The 15,275-nt window shown below is 68.4% G+C and carries 14 protein-coding genes and 1 riboswitch; of the genes, 9 read left to right on the top strand and 5 right to left on the bottom strand.

The window, feature by feature from the left end:
• Positions 1–3 precede the first annotated feature (3 nt).
• The 4 genes from AzCIB_RS16955 (at position 4) to AzCIB_RS16940 (ending at position 6,174) form a co-directional block, all read left to right on the top strand.
• Positions 4–1,287 (top strand): Glu/Leu/Phe/Val family dehydrogenase, encoded by a 1,284-nt coding sequence (locus AzCIB_RS16955; RefSeq protein ID WP_050416954.1) that lies wholly within the window; start codon positions 4–6, stop codon positions 1,285–1,287.
• Between the two features lie 107 nt (positions 1,288–1,394).
• The gene (locus AzCIB_RS16950) at positions 1,395–3,278 is read left to right on the top strand and encodes a sensor histidine kinase (RefSeq protein ID WP_232299253.1); all 1,884 of its coding nucleotides are present in this window, start codon (positions 1,395–1,397) and stop codon (positions 3,276–3,278) included.
• A complete protein-coding gene (locus tag AzCIB_RS16945) occupies positions 3,275–4,630 on the top strand; it encodes a sigma-54-dependent transcriptional regulator (protein ID WP_050416953.1) in 1,356 nt (451 codons plus the stop codon). The genes AzCIB_RS16950 and AzCIB_RS16945 overlap by 4 nt, the downstream gene beginning before the upstream one ends.
• Positions 4,631–4,743: 113 nt before the next feature.
• A complete protein-coding gene (locus AzCIB_RS16940; protein ID WP_050416952.1) occupies positions 4,744–6,174 on the top strand; it encodes an aldehyde dehydrogenase family protein in 1,431 nt (476 codons plus the stop codon).
• A gap of 28 nt (positions 6,175–6,202) precedes the next feature.
• Here the strand turns inward: AzCIB_RS16940 and AzCIB_RS16935 are convergent, their stop codons facing one another.
• From AzCIB_RS16935 to AzCIB_RS16915, 5 genes are all read right to left on the bottom strand, one after another.
• On the bottom strand, positions 6,203–6,907 hold the full coding sequence (locus tag AzCIB_RS16935) for a methylamine utilization protein (RefSeq protein WP_050416951.1): 705 nt from the start codon (positions 6,905–6,907) through the stop codon (positions 6,203–6,205).
• Between the two features lie 6 nt (positions 6,908–6,913).
• Positions 6,914–7,786: a hypothetical protein gene (locus AzCIB_RS16930; protein WP_050416950.1), complete on the bottom strand. Its 873-nt coding sequence runs from the start codon at positions 7,784–7,786 to the stop codon at positions 6,914–6,916.
• A 1-nt stretch (position 7,787) separates the two neighbouring features.
• Positions 7,788–10,283: a bifunctional diguanylate cyclase/phosphodiesterase gene (locus AzCIB_RS16925; protein ID WP_232299252.1), complete on the bottom strand. Its 2,496-nt coding sequence runs from the start codon at positions 10,281–10,283 to the stop codon at positions 7,788–7,790.
• Between the two features lie 376 nt (positions 10,284–10,659).
• A riboswitch (cyclic di-GMP riboswitch) is annotated at positions 10,660–10,748 on the bottom strand.
• A gap of 167 nt (positions 10,749–10,915) precedes the next feature.
• The gene (locus tag AzCIB_RS16920; protein ID WP_050418423.1) at positions 10,916–11,464 is read right to left on the bottom strand and encodes a chromate transporter; all 549 of its coding nucleotides are present in this window, start codon (positions 11,462–11,464) and stop codon (positions 10,916–10,918) included.
• A complete protein-coding gene (locus AzCIB_RS16915) occupies positions 11,464–12,051 on the bottom strand; it encodes a chromate transporter (RefSeq protein ID WP_050416949.1) in 588 nt (195 codons plus the stop codon). Before AzCIB_RS16915 ends, AzCIB_RS16920 begins: the two co-directional genes overlap by 1 nt.
• Before the next feature lie 365 nt (positions 12,052–12,416).
• On the opposite strand from AzCIB_RS16915, the gene AzCIB_RS16910 reads away from it, so the two are divergent.
• The 5 genes from AzCIB_RS16910 to AzCIB_RS16890 all read left to right on the top strand — a co-directional run bounded on the left by AzCIB_RS16910 (position 12,417) and on the right by AzCIB_RS16890 (position 15,002).
• Complete coding sequence (locus tag AzCIB_RS16910) at positions 12,417–12,866, top strand: cupredoxin domain-containing protein (protein ID WP_232299250.1); 450 nt, start codon at positions 12,417–12,419, stop codon at positions 12,864–12,866.
• Between the two features lie 129 nt (positions 12,867–12,995).
• The gene (locus tag AzCIB_RS16905) at positions 12,996–13,268 is read left to right on the top strand and encodes a hypothetical protein (RefSeq protein WP_050416948.1); all 273 of its coding nucleotides are present in this window, start codon (positions 12,996–12,998) and stop codon (positions 13,266–13,268) included.
• A gap of 109 nt (positions 13,269–13,377) precedes the next feature.
• On the top strand, positions 13,378–13,998 hold the full coding sequence (locus AzCIB_RS16900; RefSeq protein ID WP_050416947.1) for a LolA-like protein: 621 nt from the start codon (positions 13,378–13,380) through the stop codon (positions 13,996–13,998).
• A 12-nt stretch (positions 13,999–14,010) separates the two neighbouring features.
• Complete coding sequence (locus tag AzCIB_RS16895; RefSeq protein ID WP_050416946.1) at positions 14,011–14,511, top strand: SRPBCC family protein; 501 nt, start codon at positions 14,011–14,013, stop codon at positions 14,509–14,511.
• The gene (locus AzCIB_RS16890) at positions 14,508–15,002 is read left to right on the top strand and encodes a hypothetical protein (protein WP_050416945.1); all 495 of its coding nucleotides are present in this window, start codon (positions 14,508–14,510) and stop codon (positions 15,000–15,002) included. Before AzCIB_RS16895 ends, AzCIB_RS16890 begins: the two co-directional genes overlap by 4 nt.
• The last annotated feature ends 273 nt before the right edge of the window (positions 15,003–15,275 follow it).

The raw sequence follows: 15,275 nt of genomic DNA, 5'->3' as shown, positions 1-15,275 counted from the left end.
AGCATGCATCACGAGAACCTTCCGTCCTACCTGTCCGCCGACCACCTCGGCCCGTGGGAGACCTACCTCAGCCAGATCGAGGCGGTCGCCCCCTATATCGATGCGCCGCTGCGTCCGTGGATCGAGACCCTGCGCCGCCCGAAGCGCATCCTCGTCGTCGACGTGCCGATCCGCCTCGACAACGGCGAGATCGCGCACTACGAGGGCTACCGCGTGCAGCACAACGTGTCGCGCGGCCCCGGCAAGGGCGGCGTGCGCTTCCATCCGGACGTGACGCTCTCGGAAGTGATGGCGCTGTCGGCGTGGATGACGATCAAGAACGCAGTGGTGAACGTGCCCTACGGCGGCGCCAAGGGCGGCATCCGCGTCGATCCCAAGCCGATGTCGCGGGCCGAGCTCGAGCGCCTGACGCGCCGCTACACCAGCGAGATCAACATCCTGCTCGGGCCGGACAAGGACATTCCCGCGCCCGACGTGAACACCAACGAGCAGGTGATGGCGTGGATGATGGACACCTACTCGATGAACCAGGGCCGCACCGCGACCGGCGTCGTCACCGGCAAGCCGATCGCGCTCGGCGGCAGCCTCGGTCGGCATGATGCGACGGGCCGCGGCGTGTTCGTGAGCGCCCGCGCGGCCGCCGAGAAGATCGGTCTACCGGTTACCGGGGCGCGCATCGCCGTGCAGGGCTTCGGCAACGTCGGCGAGGCCGCGGCCCGCATCTTCCACGACGCCGGCGCGAAGCTCGTCGCGATCCAGGACGTCGCCGCGACCTTGCACAACCCCGCGGGCATCGACCCGTACCAGCTGCGCAAGCATCTCGCCGAGGGCGGCAAACTCACCGACTATCCTGGCGCGACCGAGATTGCCCCGGCGGATTTCTGGGAGCTCGACTGCGAGATCCTCGTGCCGGCGGCCGTCGAAGGGCAGATCACGGCCGCGAACGCGCCGCGCATCCGCGCCAGGATGATCGTCGAGGGCGCCAACGGCCCGACGACGCCGGAAGCCGACGCGATCCTCCATGACCGCAACGTGCTGGTCGTGCCGGACGTGCTCGCCAACGCGGGCGGCGTGACGGTGAGCTATTTCGAGTGGGTGCAGGACTTCTCGAGCTTCTTCTGGACCGAGGCGGAGATCAACGCCCGTCTTGAGCGCATCATGACCGAGGCCTTCGGTGCCGTGTGGCACATCGCCGAGGAGCGCAAGCTCACGTTGCGTACCGCAGCCTTCGTCGTCGCTTGCCGTCGCGTGCTCGAAGCGCGCGCGGTGCGGGGCCTGTATCCCTGATACGGCAAGGGTGGGGCGGATGCGTTGAAGCGCCTCCGCCCCACGCCCGCCGCGATTCATCGAGCGGACTGCACTAGAATCCCCGCACAGTCCCTCGATCCCCATCGATGCCCCCGCGCCCACGCCTCCACGTCGCTGTCCGCCTTGCCCTGGTCGCCGCCTGCATGCTGCTGGCGGGCGTCGCGGCCTATCAATTCAGCGCCCGTGTCGGGCTGGCGGCCCTGCGCGCCGACGCGCGCCACGACCTCGACCTGCTGGCGACCGCCGTCGATGGTTCGGTCACGCGCTACGAGCATCTGCCCAGTGCCGTCGCGCTGAGCAGCGAGGTTATCCGCCTGCTGCGCGCGGGTAAGGACGAGTTTGAGCCGCTGCAGCCGGCGGCGAATCATTACCTCGAACGGCTCAACAGCTTCTTCGGCGGCCTCGCGATCTTCGTCCTCGACACCGAAGGCACCGTGGTCGCATCCAGCGACTGGATCTACTCCGACAACCTGCTCGGCCAGAACCAGAAGCTGCGCTCCTATTTCCAGGCCGCCGTGCGCGGCGCGCCGGACCGCTACTACGCGATCGACGAGACGCGCAACGAAGCGGGCTACTTCTTCGCCCAGCCGATCCGCGACGAAGGCCAGGACTGGCGCGTCGTCGGTGTGGCGGTCGTGAAGATCGGCCTTGCAGAACTCGAACGCCGCTGGATGCCGCGCAACGAGCCGGTGCTGCTTGCCGACGCGAACGGCGTGGTGATCGTCGCATCGGTGCCGGACTGGAAATACACCGCGCTGCGCCCGCTGAGCGGCGAAGTCGCCGCCGAGATCGGTGCGACGCGCCGCTTTGCCGACAACGTGATCCGTCCGTTCCCGGTCGCGCTCGGCACAACGGGCCCAGCCGACGCCACGCTCGTCGCTTTCCCCGAAGCGCCGGTGCTCGCCGGCGAGCGCCGCCTGAAGGCACGCGATTTCCTTGTCGAGACGCGCCTGCTGTCGGGCACCGGCTGGCAGCTCGTGACCTTCGCCGACCTGCGCGGGCGCCGCGCCGATTCTCTGACCGACGCCGCGCTGGGCGCCGCGGCGACGGGCTGCGTGTTGCTCCTCGGCCTCTTCCTGCACCAGCGCCGCCGCACGCTGAAGAGCCGCGCCGAAGCGCAGGCCCTGCTGCAGAAGGCGAACGCTGAACTGGAGCAGAAGGTCGGCCTGCGCACCGCCGACCTGACCGCCGCCAACGAGCGCCTGCGCGCCGAGGTCGCCGAGCGCGAGCGCGCCGAGCAGACCTTGCGCGCGGCGCAGGACGAACTCGTGCAGGCAGCCAAGCTTGCCGTGCTGGGCCAGCTCGCGACCGGCATCACGCACGAGCTCACCCAGCCGCTGGGCGCGCTGCGCACCCTCGGCGGAAACGCGATCGAGTTCATGCGCCGCGGCGACCTCGCGACTGCGCAGGGCAACCTGGAAATCATGGCGACGCTGGTCGATCGCATGGGCGAGATCATCGACCCGCTCAAGACGTACGCGCGCAAGTCGCCCGCGCGGCCCGCGTCCGTCGACGTCGCGCACGCGCTGCGCAATGCGCTGTTCCTGCTCGACCAGAAGCTGCGCCGCGCCGGCGTCGCGGTCGACAACCGCTGCGAGCCGGGCAGGGCGCTCGCATGGTGCGACCAGAACCGTCTCGAACAGGTGCTCGTGAACCTGATCGGCAACGCGGTCGACGCGATGAGCGAGAGTCCGGTGCGCACGCTGCGCCTGGAGGCCGAGGCAGTGCCATCCGGTCGGCTCCTCGTGCGCGTCATCGACAGCGGACCCGGCCTGTCGGAAGATGCGATTGCGCACGTCTTCGAGCCCTTCTTCACCACCAAGCCGGTCGGCGTCGGCCTCGGGCTGGGCCTCGCGATCTCGCAGGACATCGTCCGCGACTTCGGCGGCGACCTGGCCGCGGCCAACCATCCCGACGGCGGTGCCGTCTTCACGCTCGACCTGCCGACGGCCGGAGAACAACAGGCATGACTCCCACCCTCGCGTCCCCACCGAATCAGCGCCAGGCGCTGCAGGTCCTCATCGTCGAGGACGACCCGAACGTGCGGCTCGGCTGCGAGCAGGCGATGCAGCTCGCCGGTATCCCGGTGCAGGCGGTCGCCTCGGCCGAAGCGGGGCAGCGCCTCGTCGGCCCGGATTTCCCCGGCGTCGTCGTTACCGACATGCGCCTGCCGGGCATGGACGGCATGCAGCTGCTGCGCGCGCTGATCGCACAGGATGCGGCGCTGCCGGTCATCATGATCACCGGCCACGGCGACGTGACGCTTGCCGTCGAGGCGATGAGGAGCGGCGCCTACGACTTCATCCCCAAGCCCTTCTCGCCCGAGCACCTCGTGGAGGTCGTGCGCCGCGCGTTGGAAAAGCGCGCGCTGACGATGGAAGTCGAGAGCCTGCGGCGTCGCCTCGTTCACCGCGACGCGATCGAAGGCCGCCTGATCGGGCGCTCGCCGCAGATCGAGAAGGTCCGGCGTCTGCTGCTGGAGCTTGCCGGCACCAGCGTCGATGTGCTGATCGTGGGCGAGACCGGCACCGGCAAGGAGATGGTCGCGCGCTGCCTGCACGACCTCAGCAGCCGCCACGCGGCAAACTACGTCGCGCTCAACTGCGGCGGCCTGCCCGACAGCCTCATCGACAGCGAGCTATTCGGTCACGAGGCCGGCGCCTTCACCGGCGCGCAGAAGCGCCGCATCGGCAAGATCGAGCATGCCAACGGCGGCACGCTCTTCCTCGACGAGGTCGAGTCGATGCCGATGGCGGTGCAGATCAAGCTCCTGCGCGTGCTGCAGGAGAGGATGGTCGAGCGCCTCGGCTCCAACGCGCTGATCCCGGTCGCGTGCCGCGTCGTCGCCGCGACCAAGGAAGACCTGCGCGAACTCGCCGACCGCCAGAAATTCCGCGCCGACCTGTACTACCGCCTCAACGTCGCGCGCGTCGAACTGCCGCCACTGCGCGAACGTCGCGAGGACATTCCGCTGTTGCTCGAACACTTCATGCTGCACGCCGCGCAAGTGCACCAGCGCGCCATCCCCGAGGTCGCGCGCGACCAGATGCAGCAGCTGATGGCGCACGACTGGCCCGGCAACGTGCGCGAACTGCGCAACGCAGCCGAATGCCTGGTGTTGGGCCTGAGCCGCGACTTCGGCTCGACGCCGTCGCCCGAAGCGCGCGGGGCGTCGCTGGCCGAAGCGGTCGAGAACTTCGAGCGCTCGCTGATCGCCGCGGAGCTGCGCCGGCAGAACGGCAACCTCGCGCGCAGCAGCGAGGCGCTGCAGATCGCTAAGACCACCCTGCACGACAAGATCCGCAAGTACGGCCTGGCGTAGGGCGGAAAAGCGCAGCGCCTTCCGCCGCATGGCAACGACGGCCTATGCGGCAATCGGTACCCGAATCGATCGGGGCTAGAATCGGCGGGTACCCTTTCCATCAGGACAGCCCCATGACCATCCTGCGCGACAAACTCTACATCGGCGGCCGCTGGGTCGCCCCGGCCGGTTCCGGCCTCATCGACGTGATCGACCCGAGCGACGCCTCGGTCTACGCCCGCATCCCCGAGGGTGCCCCCGCCGACGCCGAAGCCGCCATCGCCGCGGCCCATGTCGCCTTCGATGCGTGGTCGCGCCTGTCCGCGGCCGAACGCGCCATATATATAGAGCGCATCGCCGCCGGACTGGAAGCGCGCCGCGACGAGCTCGCCGCCGCGATCGCCCACGAAGTCGGCATGCCGTTGAAGATGGCGGGGCGCTTCCAGGTCGCCGGGCCGGTCGGCAGCTGGAAGCACTACGCGAAGCTCGCGCGCGAGTTCCAGTGGGAAGAGCGCGTCGGCAACTCGCTCGTTGTGCGCGAGCCGATTGGCGTCGTCGGCGCGATCACGCCGTGGAACTTCCCCCTCAACCAGATCTCGCTGAAAGTCGCCCCGGCGCTCGCGGCCGGCTGCACGGTCGTGCTGAAACCCTCCGAAGTCGCGCCGATCAACGCCTTCATCCTCGCCGACGTCATCGCCGAGGCAGGCCTGCCCCCGGGCGTGTTCAACCTCGTCACCGGCTATGGCCCGGTCGTCGGCGAAGTCCTCGCGTCCGATCCGCGCGTCGACATGGTGTCCTTCACCGGCTCGACGCGCGCCGGCCGCCGTGTCGCCGAACTCGCCGCGGCGACGGTGAAGAAGGTCGCGCTGGAACTCGGCGGCAAGTCGGCCGCGGTGATCCTCGACGACGCCGATCTCGCCGCCGCGGTGAAGGGCACGGTGTCGAACTGCCTGCTGAACTCCGGCCAGACCTGCTCGGCGCACACGCGCATGCTGGTGCCGCGCGCGAAGCTCGCGCAGGCCGCCGAACTCGCGGCTGCGGCGGCGGCATCGTTCAAGGTCGGACCGGCCTTCGCGGAAGACAGCAAGCTCGGCCCGCTCGTTTCCGACGTGCAGCGCGAGCGCGTGGTCGGCTACATTCGCCGCGGCATCGCCGAGGGCGCGAAGCTCGTCGCCGGCGGCCCCGACGCGGCACCTGCAGGCAGCGGTTTCTTCGTCGCGCCGACCGTGCTCGTCGTCGAGGACCGCAATGCCACCGTCGCGCAGGAAGAAATCTTCGGCCCGGTGCTGGTGATCCTGCCGCACGACGGCGACGAAGACGCGATCGCCCTGGCGAACGATTCGATCTACGGCCTGGGTGGCGGCGTGTGGGCGGGCAGCGACGACCATGCGCTGGCGGTCGCGCGGCGCATCCGCAGCGGCCAGATCGACATCAACGGCGCGCCGTGGAATCCGCGTGCGCCTTTCGGCGGCTTCCGCCAGTCCGGCCTCGGCCGCGAGAACGGCGTCTACGGGCTGGAAGAATTCCTCGAATACAAGGCAATCCAGCTGCCGCAGAAGGCGTGAGCGCCGTGCCGGTGCGGGCCGGTGCGCTTCAGTAGCCGCCGCGGCCCGGCGACGGTGCGCGCCGGGCGCGGAAGTCCGGTGTCAGCACTATCGTCGTGGCCGCGTCGACCGCCCCGGTCGCCGGCACCGCGAGCGGCCGCGCGGTCGCCTGCTCGCTGCCTTCGAGCCGCGGGTGCCACACCCGCAGCGTGTAGTCGCCGCCCGGCAGGCCGCCGAGCGTCGCCTTGCCGTCGGCCCCGGTCTTCGCGAAATGCGGGCTTTCGGACACGTAGATGTAGCCGACCATCCAGTCGTGGATGTTGCACCCCAGGATGACGACGCCCGGCTTGTCGAAGAGCACCGGCGAAGTCGGCGTGCCGCTGTAGAGCGGCAGCTCGAAGGTCTTGGCCGGCGAGAACGAATAGACGTGGTGCCGGATGTTGTCGTTGTTCGGGAAATGCACCCGCGTGCCGGCCTGTACCGGCAGCACGTACGGCACGAATTCCTTGTTGCGCTGGTCCTCCTCGGCGACGCCCGGAGGGGAGCCAGCGCCCGCAGCGCCGCCGGCTGGAACCGCGACCACCACAGCATCGGCGACGGGTTTGCCGTCGCGGTCGCGCACCGTGGCGCGGATGTCCCCCGCGGCGGTGGGGGCTGCCGGCAATGCGAGCACCAGCAGCGCAAGCAGGCCGCCGAAAGCGGCCTTTGATCCGCCGACGCGTGGTGCAGCAGGTAAGCGTGCGCGTGTATTCATCGCTGTTCAGAATCCGTAAAGATAGGTCGCGCGGAACAGGTTCCCGCTGTATTCGATGCCGCCGTCGGCGCGGCTGTCGCGGTATTCGTAGCCGAGGCTGACCGAGGACTGGCGGCCCACTTCGCGGCTCACGCCGATGCTGAACACCCGCGTCCGTGCCGGCATCGTATATGCATAAGTATTGTCGCCGAACACCGGATCCGGCGCGATCGCGCTCGATGCGAGGAAGACCGGCAGGTTGCGCTGCGTCGTCGACACGATGTCGCCGCGATGCCAGGTGTAGGCGACCGAAACGAGGTAGCGCGGCGCGTACGCGAAGTCGGCGCCGATGCCTGCGCTGCGGCTGCTCAGGTCGAAGACGTTGGCGCGGATGAAGGGGACCACGCGCGCGGGCACGTCGTCCGATTCGCGCCGCTCGCTGCGCACGAAGGCACGCAGCGCGAGGCGCTCCGTCACCCGCTTGCTCGCCTCGGCGTCGGCCGCATACAGCCATCCGTCGCGCAGGCGGCTGTCGTACTCCAGCCGCGTCGCCGATCCGGTCAGCGCGAGCTGCGGCACGTAGGGGCCGAGACCGAACTTCCGCCGATAGCCCAGCGCCAGGCCGGCGTTGATGTTGTCGAGGCCGTCGTAATGGCGGTACTTGGTGGCGGCCAGGGTGCCCTTCAGCGACAGGCTGTCATGGTCGGTGAGCTGGAAGCGCGGGCCGCCCGACGTGGAGACGGAGAGCGCGAGGTCGCCCTTGATGTCCCGCCCGAGTTGCGCGCGCGTGAGGTTGTCGTCATAGACGAGCTCGACGCCCAGGTCGTCGAACGGCGCCGCCCAAGCCTGGGGCGCGCACAGAACCAACGCGAGGCAGGCCAGTCCCTCATCGAACTTCATGTCATGTCTCCTTTGCCGTCGTGCTGTGCAGCGCCATATCGCGCGCGAGCCAGGGTTCGAGCTGCTCGGTCGGCAGCGGCTTGCAGATGTGATAGCCCTGCAGGTAGTCGCAGCCCATGTCGTACAGCAGTTGGCGCACCTCGTCCGTCTCGACGCCCTCGGCCACCACGCTCAGCCCCATGTTGTGGGCGAGATCGATCACCGAGCGCACGATCGTCATGTCGTCGGGATCGCGCGCCATGTCCATGACGAAGCTCTTGTCGATCTTCAGTTCGGCCACCGGCAGGCGCTTGAGCTGTGCGAGCGAGGAGTAGCCCGTGCCGAAGTCGTCGATCGACAGGCTGAATCCCATCTCGTGCAGCCGCGTCACCGTGTCGAGCGCGCGCGTCGGGTCATCGACGATCGCGCTCTCGGTGATTTCGAGCAGGAACCATTGCGGCGAGGCGCCATGGCTCGCGAGCAATTCTGCGCAGCGCTGCGGCAATTCGGGCCCGAGCAGGTCGCGCGCGGAAAGGTTGATCGACACCTGCAGCGCCAGCCCTGCTGCGCGCCAACGGGCGCACTGCTCGAAGGCGCGGCCGATCACCCACTGGGTGATCTCGCGGATACAGCCGGTCTGTTCGGCGAAGGGGATGAACTGGTCCGGCGGCACGAAGCCGCGCACCGGATGCTGCCAGCGCACCAGCGCTTCGACGCCGGTGATCGCGCCGCTGGCGAGATCGAGGCGTGGCTGGTAATACAGCACGAACTGGTCTTCCTCGACCGCCTGGCGCAGTTCGCCGGTGAGCGACAGGCGGCCGTGATTCTCGGCTTCCGTGTCGAAGCTGACGTCGTACACCGCGCAGCCCGTGCGCTTGCGTTTCGCCACGTACATCGCCGCGTCGGCCCGGCTCATCAGCACGATGGGGTCGTCGCCGTGCTCGGGGAAGGTCGCGATGCCGATGCTGCCGCCGACGTCGAGCTGCCGGCCTTCGACGAATACCGGCGCTTCGAAGGCCAGCAGGATCTTGCGCGCGGTCGCCTCGGCCATCGCCTCGCTGGCCGTGGGCAGCAGCACCGCGAATTCGTCGCCGCCAAGGCGGGCGGGCGTATCGGACGCGCGCACGAGAACCGTACGCAGGCGCTCGGCGACTTCGCACAGCAGGCGGTCGCCAACATGATGGCCGAGCGTGTCGTTGACCTCCTTGAAGCGGTTCAGGTCGATGAGCAGCACGCTCACCGGTTGCGCGAGCCGGCGGGCGAGTCCGAGCGCCTGCTGCAGGCGCTCGTTGAACAGCGCGCGGTTGGGCAGGCCGGTCAGCGCATCCTGCAGGGCCATCGACTTGATCTGCTGCTCGCGCGCAGCGATCGCCAGCCGCATGCGGTTGAAGCTGGCGGCGAGCTCGCCGAGTTCGTCGGAGCGCGTTTCCGGCGGTCCCTGGTCGTACTCCCCGCGCTCCATGCGGCGTGCGAATTCGGCCAGTGCCGACACCGGCCGCGAAATGCTGCGCGCGATCCACAGGCTGCCCGCCACCGTCGCGCACAGGCTGAAGGCCGCGAGTGCGAGCAGGATCACGCGCAGTCCGTCGAACCGCGAGATCGCGTCGCGCAGCGAGCTCTGCAGGATGGCGACGACCGCAGCTTCGTTCTCGCGGCCGAGGACCGAACCGGAAAGCAGGAAATCGGCGCCGAGCAGGTCGGGAGCAATCGCCGGCACGGCGGTTCCCGCCGGCGGGCCGAGCGCGCCCAGCAGGGCGCGGGTCCCTGCCGGCCGCAGCGTCGTCGCGGCAACGTTCCAGCCGCGCTCCCGCGTCCAGGTGGAGAAAGAGACGTCGAGGCCGGTGAGCAGGCCGAGATCCTGCGCGAGCTTGTTGTCGACGCTGAACGCCACCATCACCCACGCGACCGGAACCGGCGCCAGCACCGGCACGACAACGAGCTGGAAGGGCGCATGTTCGATCAACGCGATCGTGGAAGCCGCACCCTTGCGTTCGGCGTCCTCGATCAGGTGCGGAAACGGAAATGCCGCTCGCTCGCCGCTACTGCCCCGTGCCGCGGTCTCACCCAGCACCCGCCGGTCGAGCCCGATCAACATCATCTTCGCGGCGCCGATGCGCGCGCCGTGGTTGTTCAGCGCGGATACGATGGTCGCCTGGTCGCTGCTCATCAGCGCCTGACGCAGGCCGAAATCCGAGGCCAGCACGCTCGCGGCCGTGGTCAGCTGCTGCGTACGATCCTCCATCATGCGCACGAAGATCCGCCGACCGACTTCGACTTCCTTGCGCACCGACTCCCGTGCGTTCTCCGACACCGCCCAGTTCAGCGCAACCAGGGTCACGAGCTGGATCGCCACCAGCAGGAGCGCGACGAAGACGATGACCTGATGCGCGACGAAGCGCGTCATGCTCACGCGGCCGGCGAACAGCTGCGGCAGCGCGCTGCGCGCCCGCTTCAGCAAAGCCCCGGCGGCCTGCAGGGGGCGGGACGAACAACAGGAACCGGGTAGTTGCGCTGCCATCGCTCAGCGCGCCTTCATCCGCGGGCGTACCGACGCACGGGCAGCCGCGCGCCGCAGCCTCGCCGTACGGGGATTGTCGTCGTCGCTCGGGATTGCCGTTTGCATGCTAACGCTCTCGTCGTGGCGCGACCGGTCTGATGAGCTCGGAGTGAGGCGGCTGCACGCCGTGACGATGATTCGTGCGGCGCCTGCCCGATCGCGGCCTGTCTAGTGGCCGCGCGATTGAGCCTCGCCATTCGAATTGTGTCGGAGCGCACCGGCCTCGCCTGCGAAATTGTTCCCCATGCATGCGAATGCGTGGGGCAGGGAGGGAGACTGTCGCCCGCGACGCCATCACGAGCCCTCGTCCGCGCCGCACTGCAGCGCGCGAACCGGGCCCGGCAACCCCGCTATCGTGACCTCGAAAAGGTTGTAGACCGGAAGCTTTGCGACCCCGCCTTTCGTGCGGGAGTGCCGATTTATGTTACGGATTGTTGCGCCCAAGATACGCGGAAGCTTTGACGCGTGTCAATTTGCGGCGGCACGAATTGCGATTTCAAGTCAGAGACTTGTCCGCTTCGCGATACATCGAAAGGAATATGCGTCGGCCGGTGGTGCCGCCCCGTCGGATCGTGCCCCGCGGTCGGATCGTCTCAGACTCCGCCCAGTGCGCCGACCGTTGCGCCGACGACGATCATCCAGATTGGTGCAAACCGCGTCTTCAAGGTCACGGCCATGGTCGCCGCGATCAGCGCCAGCGCGCCAAGCCGGTGATCCGGCGCCGCGATGAAGGGCAGGCTCAGCAGCCAGCCGGTCGCGAACACCAGTCCGACCGACACCGGAGCGAGGCCTGCAGTAAAGGCGCGCACCGCCGGCGCATCGCGGCGCTGCGCCCCCCAGCGGCTCACGCCCAGCGACAGCAGCGTGGAAGGCAGCAGGATGCCGAGCAGCGCAGCGGCGGCGCCGACCACACCGGCGACCTGGAAGCCCAGCACGGGTACAAACAGCACGTTCGGCCCCGGTGCGGCCTGCGCCAGCGCGATCGCGGTCGTGAATTCCGCATCGTCGAGCCAGCCGCGCTCGGCGACGAGGAAGCGATGCATCTCGGGCGCCGTCGACATCGCGCCGCCGATCGACAGCAGCGACAGCATCAGGAAGCGCAGGAAGAGGTCGACGAGGTCGGCCAGCGGCAGGCTGCCCATCATCGGCCGTTCTCCCGGCGTACGATGCACCAGCGCGCGATGCACCAGCCGGCCGTGCCCAGCCCGATCACGACCCACGCGAGCGGCGCCCGGAACACGGTCACCGCGACCAGGGTCGTCAGCCCGAGCAGCGCGCACAGCACCGGCCCGAGCGGATTGCGTCGCAGCGTGCCGAGCATCTTCAGTGCCATCGCGAGGATCAGCCCCGCCGCCACGGCCCCCATCCCGCGCAGGGCGCCGGCCACCGCAGGGAAGCTCGCGAGCTGGTTGTAGCTCGCGGCGAGCACGATCACCAGCACCAGCGGCGCGAACAGCATCCCGCTGATCGCCGCGAACGCGCCGCGCCAGCCGAAGAAGCGGTCGCCGAGCATCAACGACAGATTGACGACGTTGGGGCCGGGCAGCAGCTGCGCGACGGAATAGGCATCGACGAACTCCTCCCGCGTCATCCAGCGGCGGCGGTCGACGAGCTCGCGCTGTGCGACGGCGAGCACCCCGCCGAAACCTTGCAGCGCAAGCACGGTGAAGGCGATGAACAGATGCAGCGGCGAGCGCGGGCGGGGGTGGTCTGGCGCAGCGGGTGTCACGGGCGGATTGTTCTTGCGGTGGGTGCGGGCCGGGCATCGGCCGCGATCGAACGCGAGAGCTTAGCGCAAAGAGGCAAGAACGGCGTGCTCCCCGGCGGTACCTTGCCCTTCATTTGCCGTCGCGCCGTTGCGTGCCGGGATATTTTTCTTCCCGCTGCAGTCTACTGAAGTGCCGGTGCCGTGCGGCCGAGGTTGCGTGCCGCGCACGTCGCAGTCGCGAAAGCAGCCGGGAATACGCAGAAGCGGCATGGTCCGCCTGCTGAAGCGGTTCTCCCCACGCGGCCCCGGCAACCCGCCTGCACCGGTTGTTCGTGCAGCGCGCCGAAGAACAACCTCCGCCCAAAGAAGAACCCCGCGCCCCTGGAATGATCCGCGTGCGGCCCGTCTCTACCACCTCTTCCCGTCCTCTTGCCCGGCGCCTCGTCGCCGCGGGCTGCCTCGCGTCGTCCGTCGCCTGGGCGCCGAATCTTCCCGCTCAGGACCAGACCGTCCCCGCCACCATCGACAGCGACGGCGTCCAGCGCATCACCATCGTCGGCGGGAGCTACTTCTTCAGGCCTGATCGCATCCTCGCCAGGGCCGGTAAGCCGCTTCACCTCATCGTCAGGATGGAGGAGGGCATCGTCCCGCACCGTTTCGTGCTCGACGGCCCGGACGGCAAACCGGTCGCCGATATCGAACTCGCCACGACGCCGAAGACGGTGCAGATCGACCTGCCGCCGGGGCAGTATTCATTCCACTGCCCGAGTCGCCTCCTCATGTTCAAGAGCCACCGCGAACGCGGCATGTCCGGCACGCTCGAAATCCGCAACTAGCGGGTGCCACTTCCCGCGTCGGATAGCGTTCGCAAGGGTGATCCAGAAACCACCACGTCCCGGATTTGCTCTAATAATGAAGCTTGCGAACTAGCATTGATCACCTCCTCGACAGATCCGGAGCCAGCGATGCATACAGCCCTCCCTCTCGCGCTCGCCGCGCTGCTTGTGTCCTGCGCCACCCCCGCCGAGCGTGCCGCCCAGGTCGAACGCGAGGTCGAACAGATGATCACCATATATGGACCGGCCTGCGAAAGGCTTGGCTACAAGCAGGACTCCGACCAGTGGCGCGACTGCATCCTGCGGCTCAATGCGCAGGAGCGCCATGAGCGTTACAGCCGGATGCCCACGTCCACCACCTGTATCGGCCATCGCGGTTTCTTCCATTGTTCGACGTTCTGAACCCGGACCTGGAGCCGCCGGTGCGCGATCCCGCCGATAAGCCACCGACCACGCCCGCGTTTCGCGTCAGCGCCGTCATGACCCGCGGGGGCCCGACGTGCGGTGGCTGATGCTTGCCCTGGCCCTGAGTGCGGCCGCTCCGGTTGCCGCGGATCTCCTGCACAACGCACAGGAGCGCTTTCGTGCGCTCGAAGGCTACCGCGTCACGCTCCGTTCGCTCGCCGCCGACGGCCAGCGACAGATCATCGCATGCGCCTACCGCAAGCCGGGCTGGATACGCCTCGACTTCGTCGAACCCCACAGCGGTGCGGTGCTTGTCTATGATCCCGCCGCACGCCGCGTTCACCTCTGGCCTTTCGGCGCCGGGCACTTCCCCGCCCTCAACCTCGCTCCCGATAACCCCCTGATCCGCAGCGCCGGGGGCCACAGCGTCGACCGCTCCGACGTCGGCTCACTGCTCGCAAGACTTGTCGAACTTCGCGCCAGGGGCGGGGCCGGCACGCCGGTCGATGCCGAGCTTGCCGGACGCCCTGCGCACCTCGTCGAAATCACCGGAGCCGACAATGCCCACGTCGACGGCGTGCACCGCTACCGGGTCTGGTTCGAGAAGGGGACCCTCTTTCCCCTGAAAGTGCAAAGCTACGACGTGGCACTGGATGTCATCGAAACGGTCGACATGAGCGACGCCGAACTCGAACCAGCCTTTCCGGAGCGTTTCTTCACCCCCTGACAGGGAACAAGCATGCGGCCGTCGGCCAGCAATCAATATCACCTCACAACGCTCTGGCAACTCGACGCTCCGCTCGAAACCGTCTGGGACGTCATTACGCACCCCGAACGCTGGCCCGACTGGTGGGCCGGCGTCGAATCCGTGGTCGCTCTGGACCCCGGCGACACCGACGGCATCGGCGCGCGCCAGCACTACACCTGGAAAGGGCGCCTGCCCTACCGCCTGCGCTTCACCAGCTGCGTCACCCGGGTCGAGCGCCACCGTCTCCTTGAAGCGCAGGTCGTCGGTGAAGTCGAAGGCATCGGCCGCTGGCACTTCACCTTCAGCGACGGAATGACGATCCTCCGCTACGAATGGCTCGTCTGCACCAGGCCCCTGTGGATGAACCTGCTCGCCCCCCTGGCCCGTCCCGTGTTCCGCTGGAACCACGATTCCCTCATGCGCGCGGGCGGCCTCGGCCTCGCCCGCCACATCTGCGCCCGGCTGCACTGTCACGAGACCCGGTCCTCATGATCCGCCCGAGTGCGCTCGCCGCCGCCTGCGCCGGCATAATTGCCGGCACCGTCGCCACCTTCGCCCAGATGTTGCTGTGGTGGCTCGACGGCACGCCCGTCATCGACACGCTCCTGCGCGACGCCCGCCTGACTGCAGCCATCGTCATGGGCGCTGGCGTGCTGGGGCAGGGGCCCGTCTGGCGCTGGGACGTCATGGCTTGCGCGACCGCCGTCCACTTCGCGCTGTCGTACATCTACGCGCTGATCGCCTGGCCCCTCGCGCGCACCCTCAACGTCCCGTCCTCCATCAGCCTCGGCGCCGTCTACGGTGCGGCAATCTACGTGATCAACCTCCACGGCTTCACCCACGTCTTTCCATGGTTCGACGTCTCCCGCGGATGGGTGACCATCCTTGCCCATCTGGTCTTCGGCGCCGCACTGTTCGCGAGCTGCGCCTTCCTCGCTCAGCAAATGCCTCACCCGCACCGATCCGGCTCGCCGAATCGCTAACGCTCCGACCGGCATTTCCCGCCACAGGCGAACCCGTCGCCCCCCGGTGCGCGCCGAAATGAATTAATTCTTGGTAGCCGCAACAAAGCGCTTGACGGCTAGTTTGAGGTCTATATAATTCGCGCCTCTTCAGCGCTGCGGCGGAAAGTGCGGCGGCGGTGGAGGGTAGGAAAGAGAGGGTGGTGCGGCAGCGGATTTAAAAAAGTTTGCTGCGGTGCTTGACGAAAGTAGTGAAGTTTGTCAGAATCTCTTTCTCGCTGCTTCGGCAGCGGT

Source organism: Azoarcus sp. CIB, assembly GCF_001190925.1.
Classification (GTDB): domain Bacteria; phylum Pseudomonadota; class Gammaproteobacteria; order Burkholderiales; family Rhodocyclaceae; genus Aromatoleum.
The sequence above is the reverse complement of the archived record's forward strand: the minus strand, read 5'-3'. Positions and strand labels throughout refer to the sequence as shown.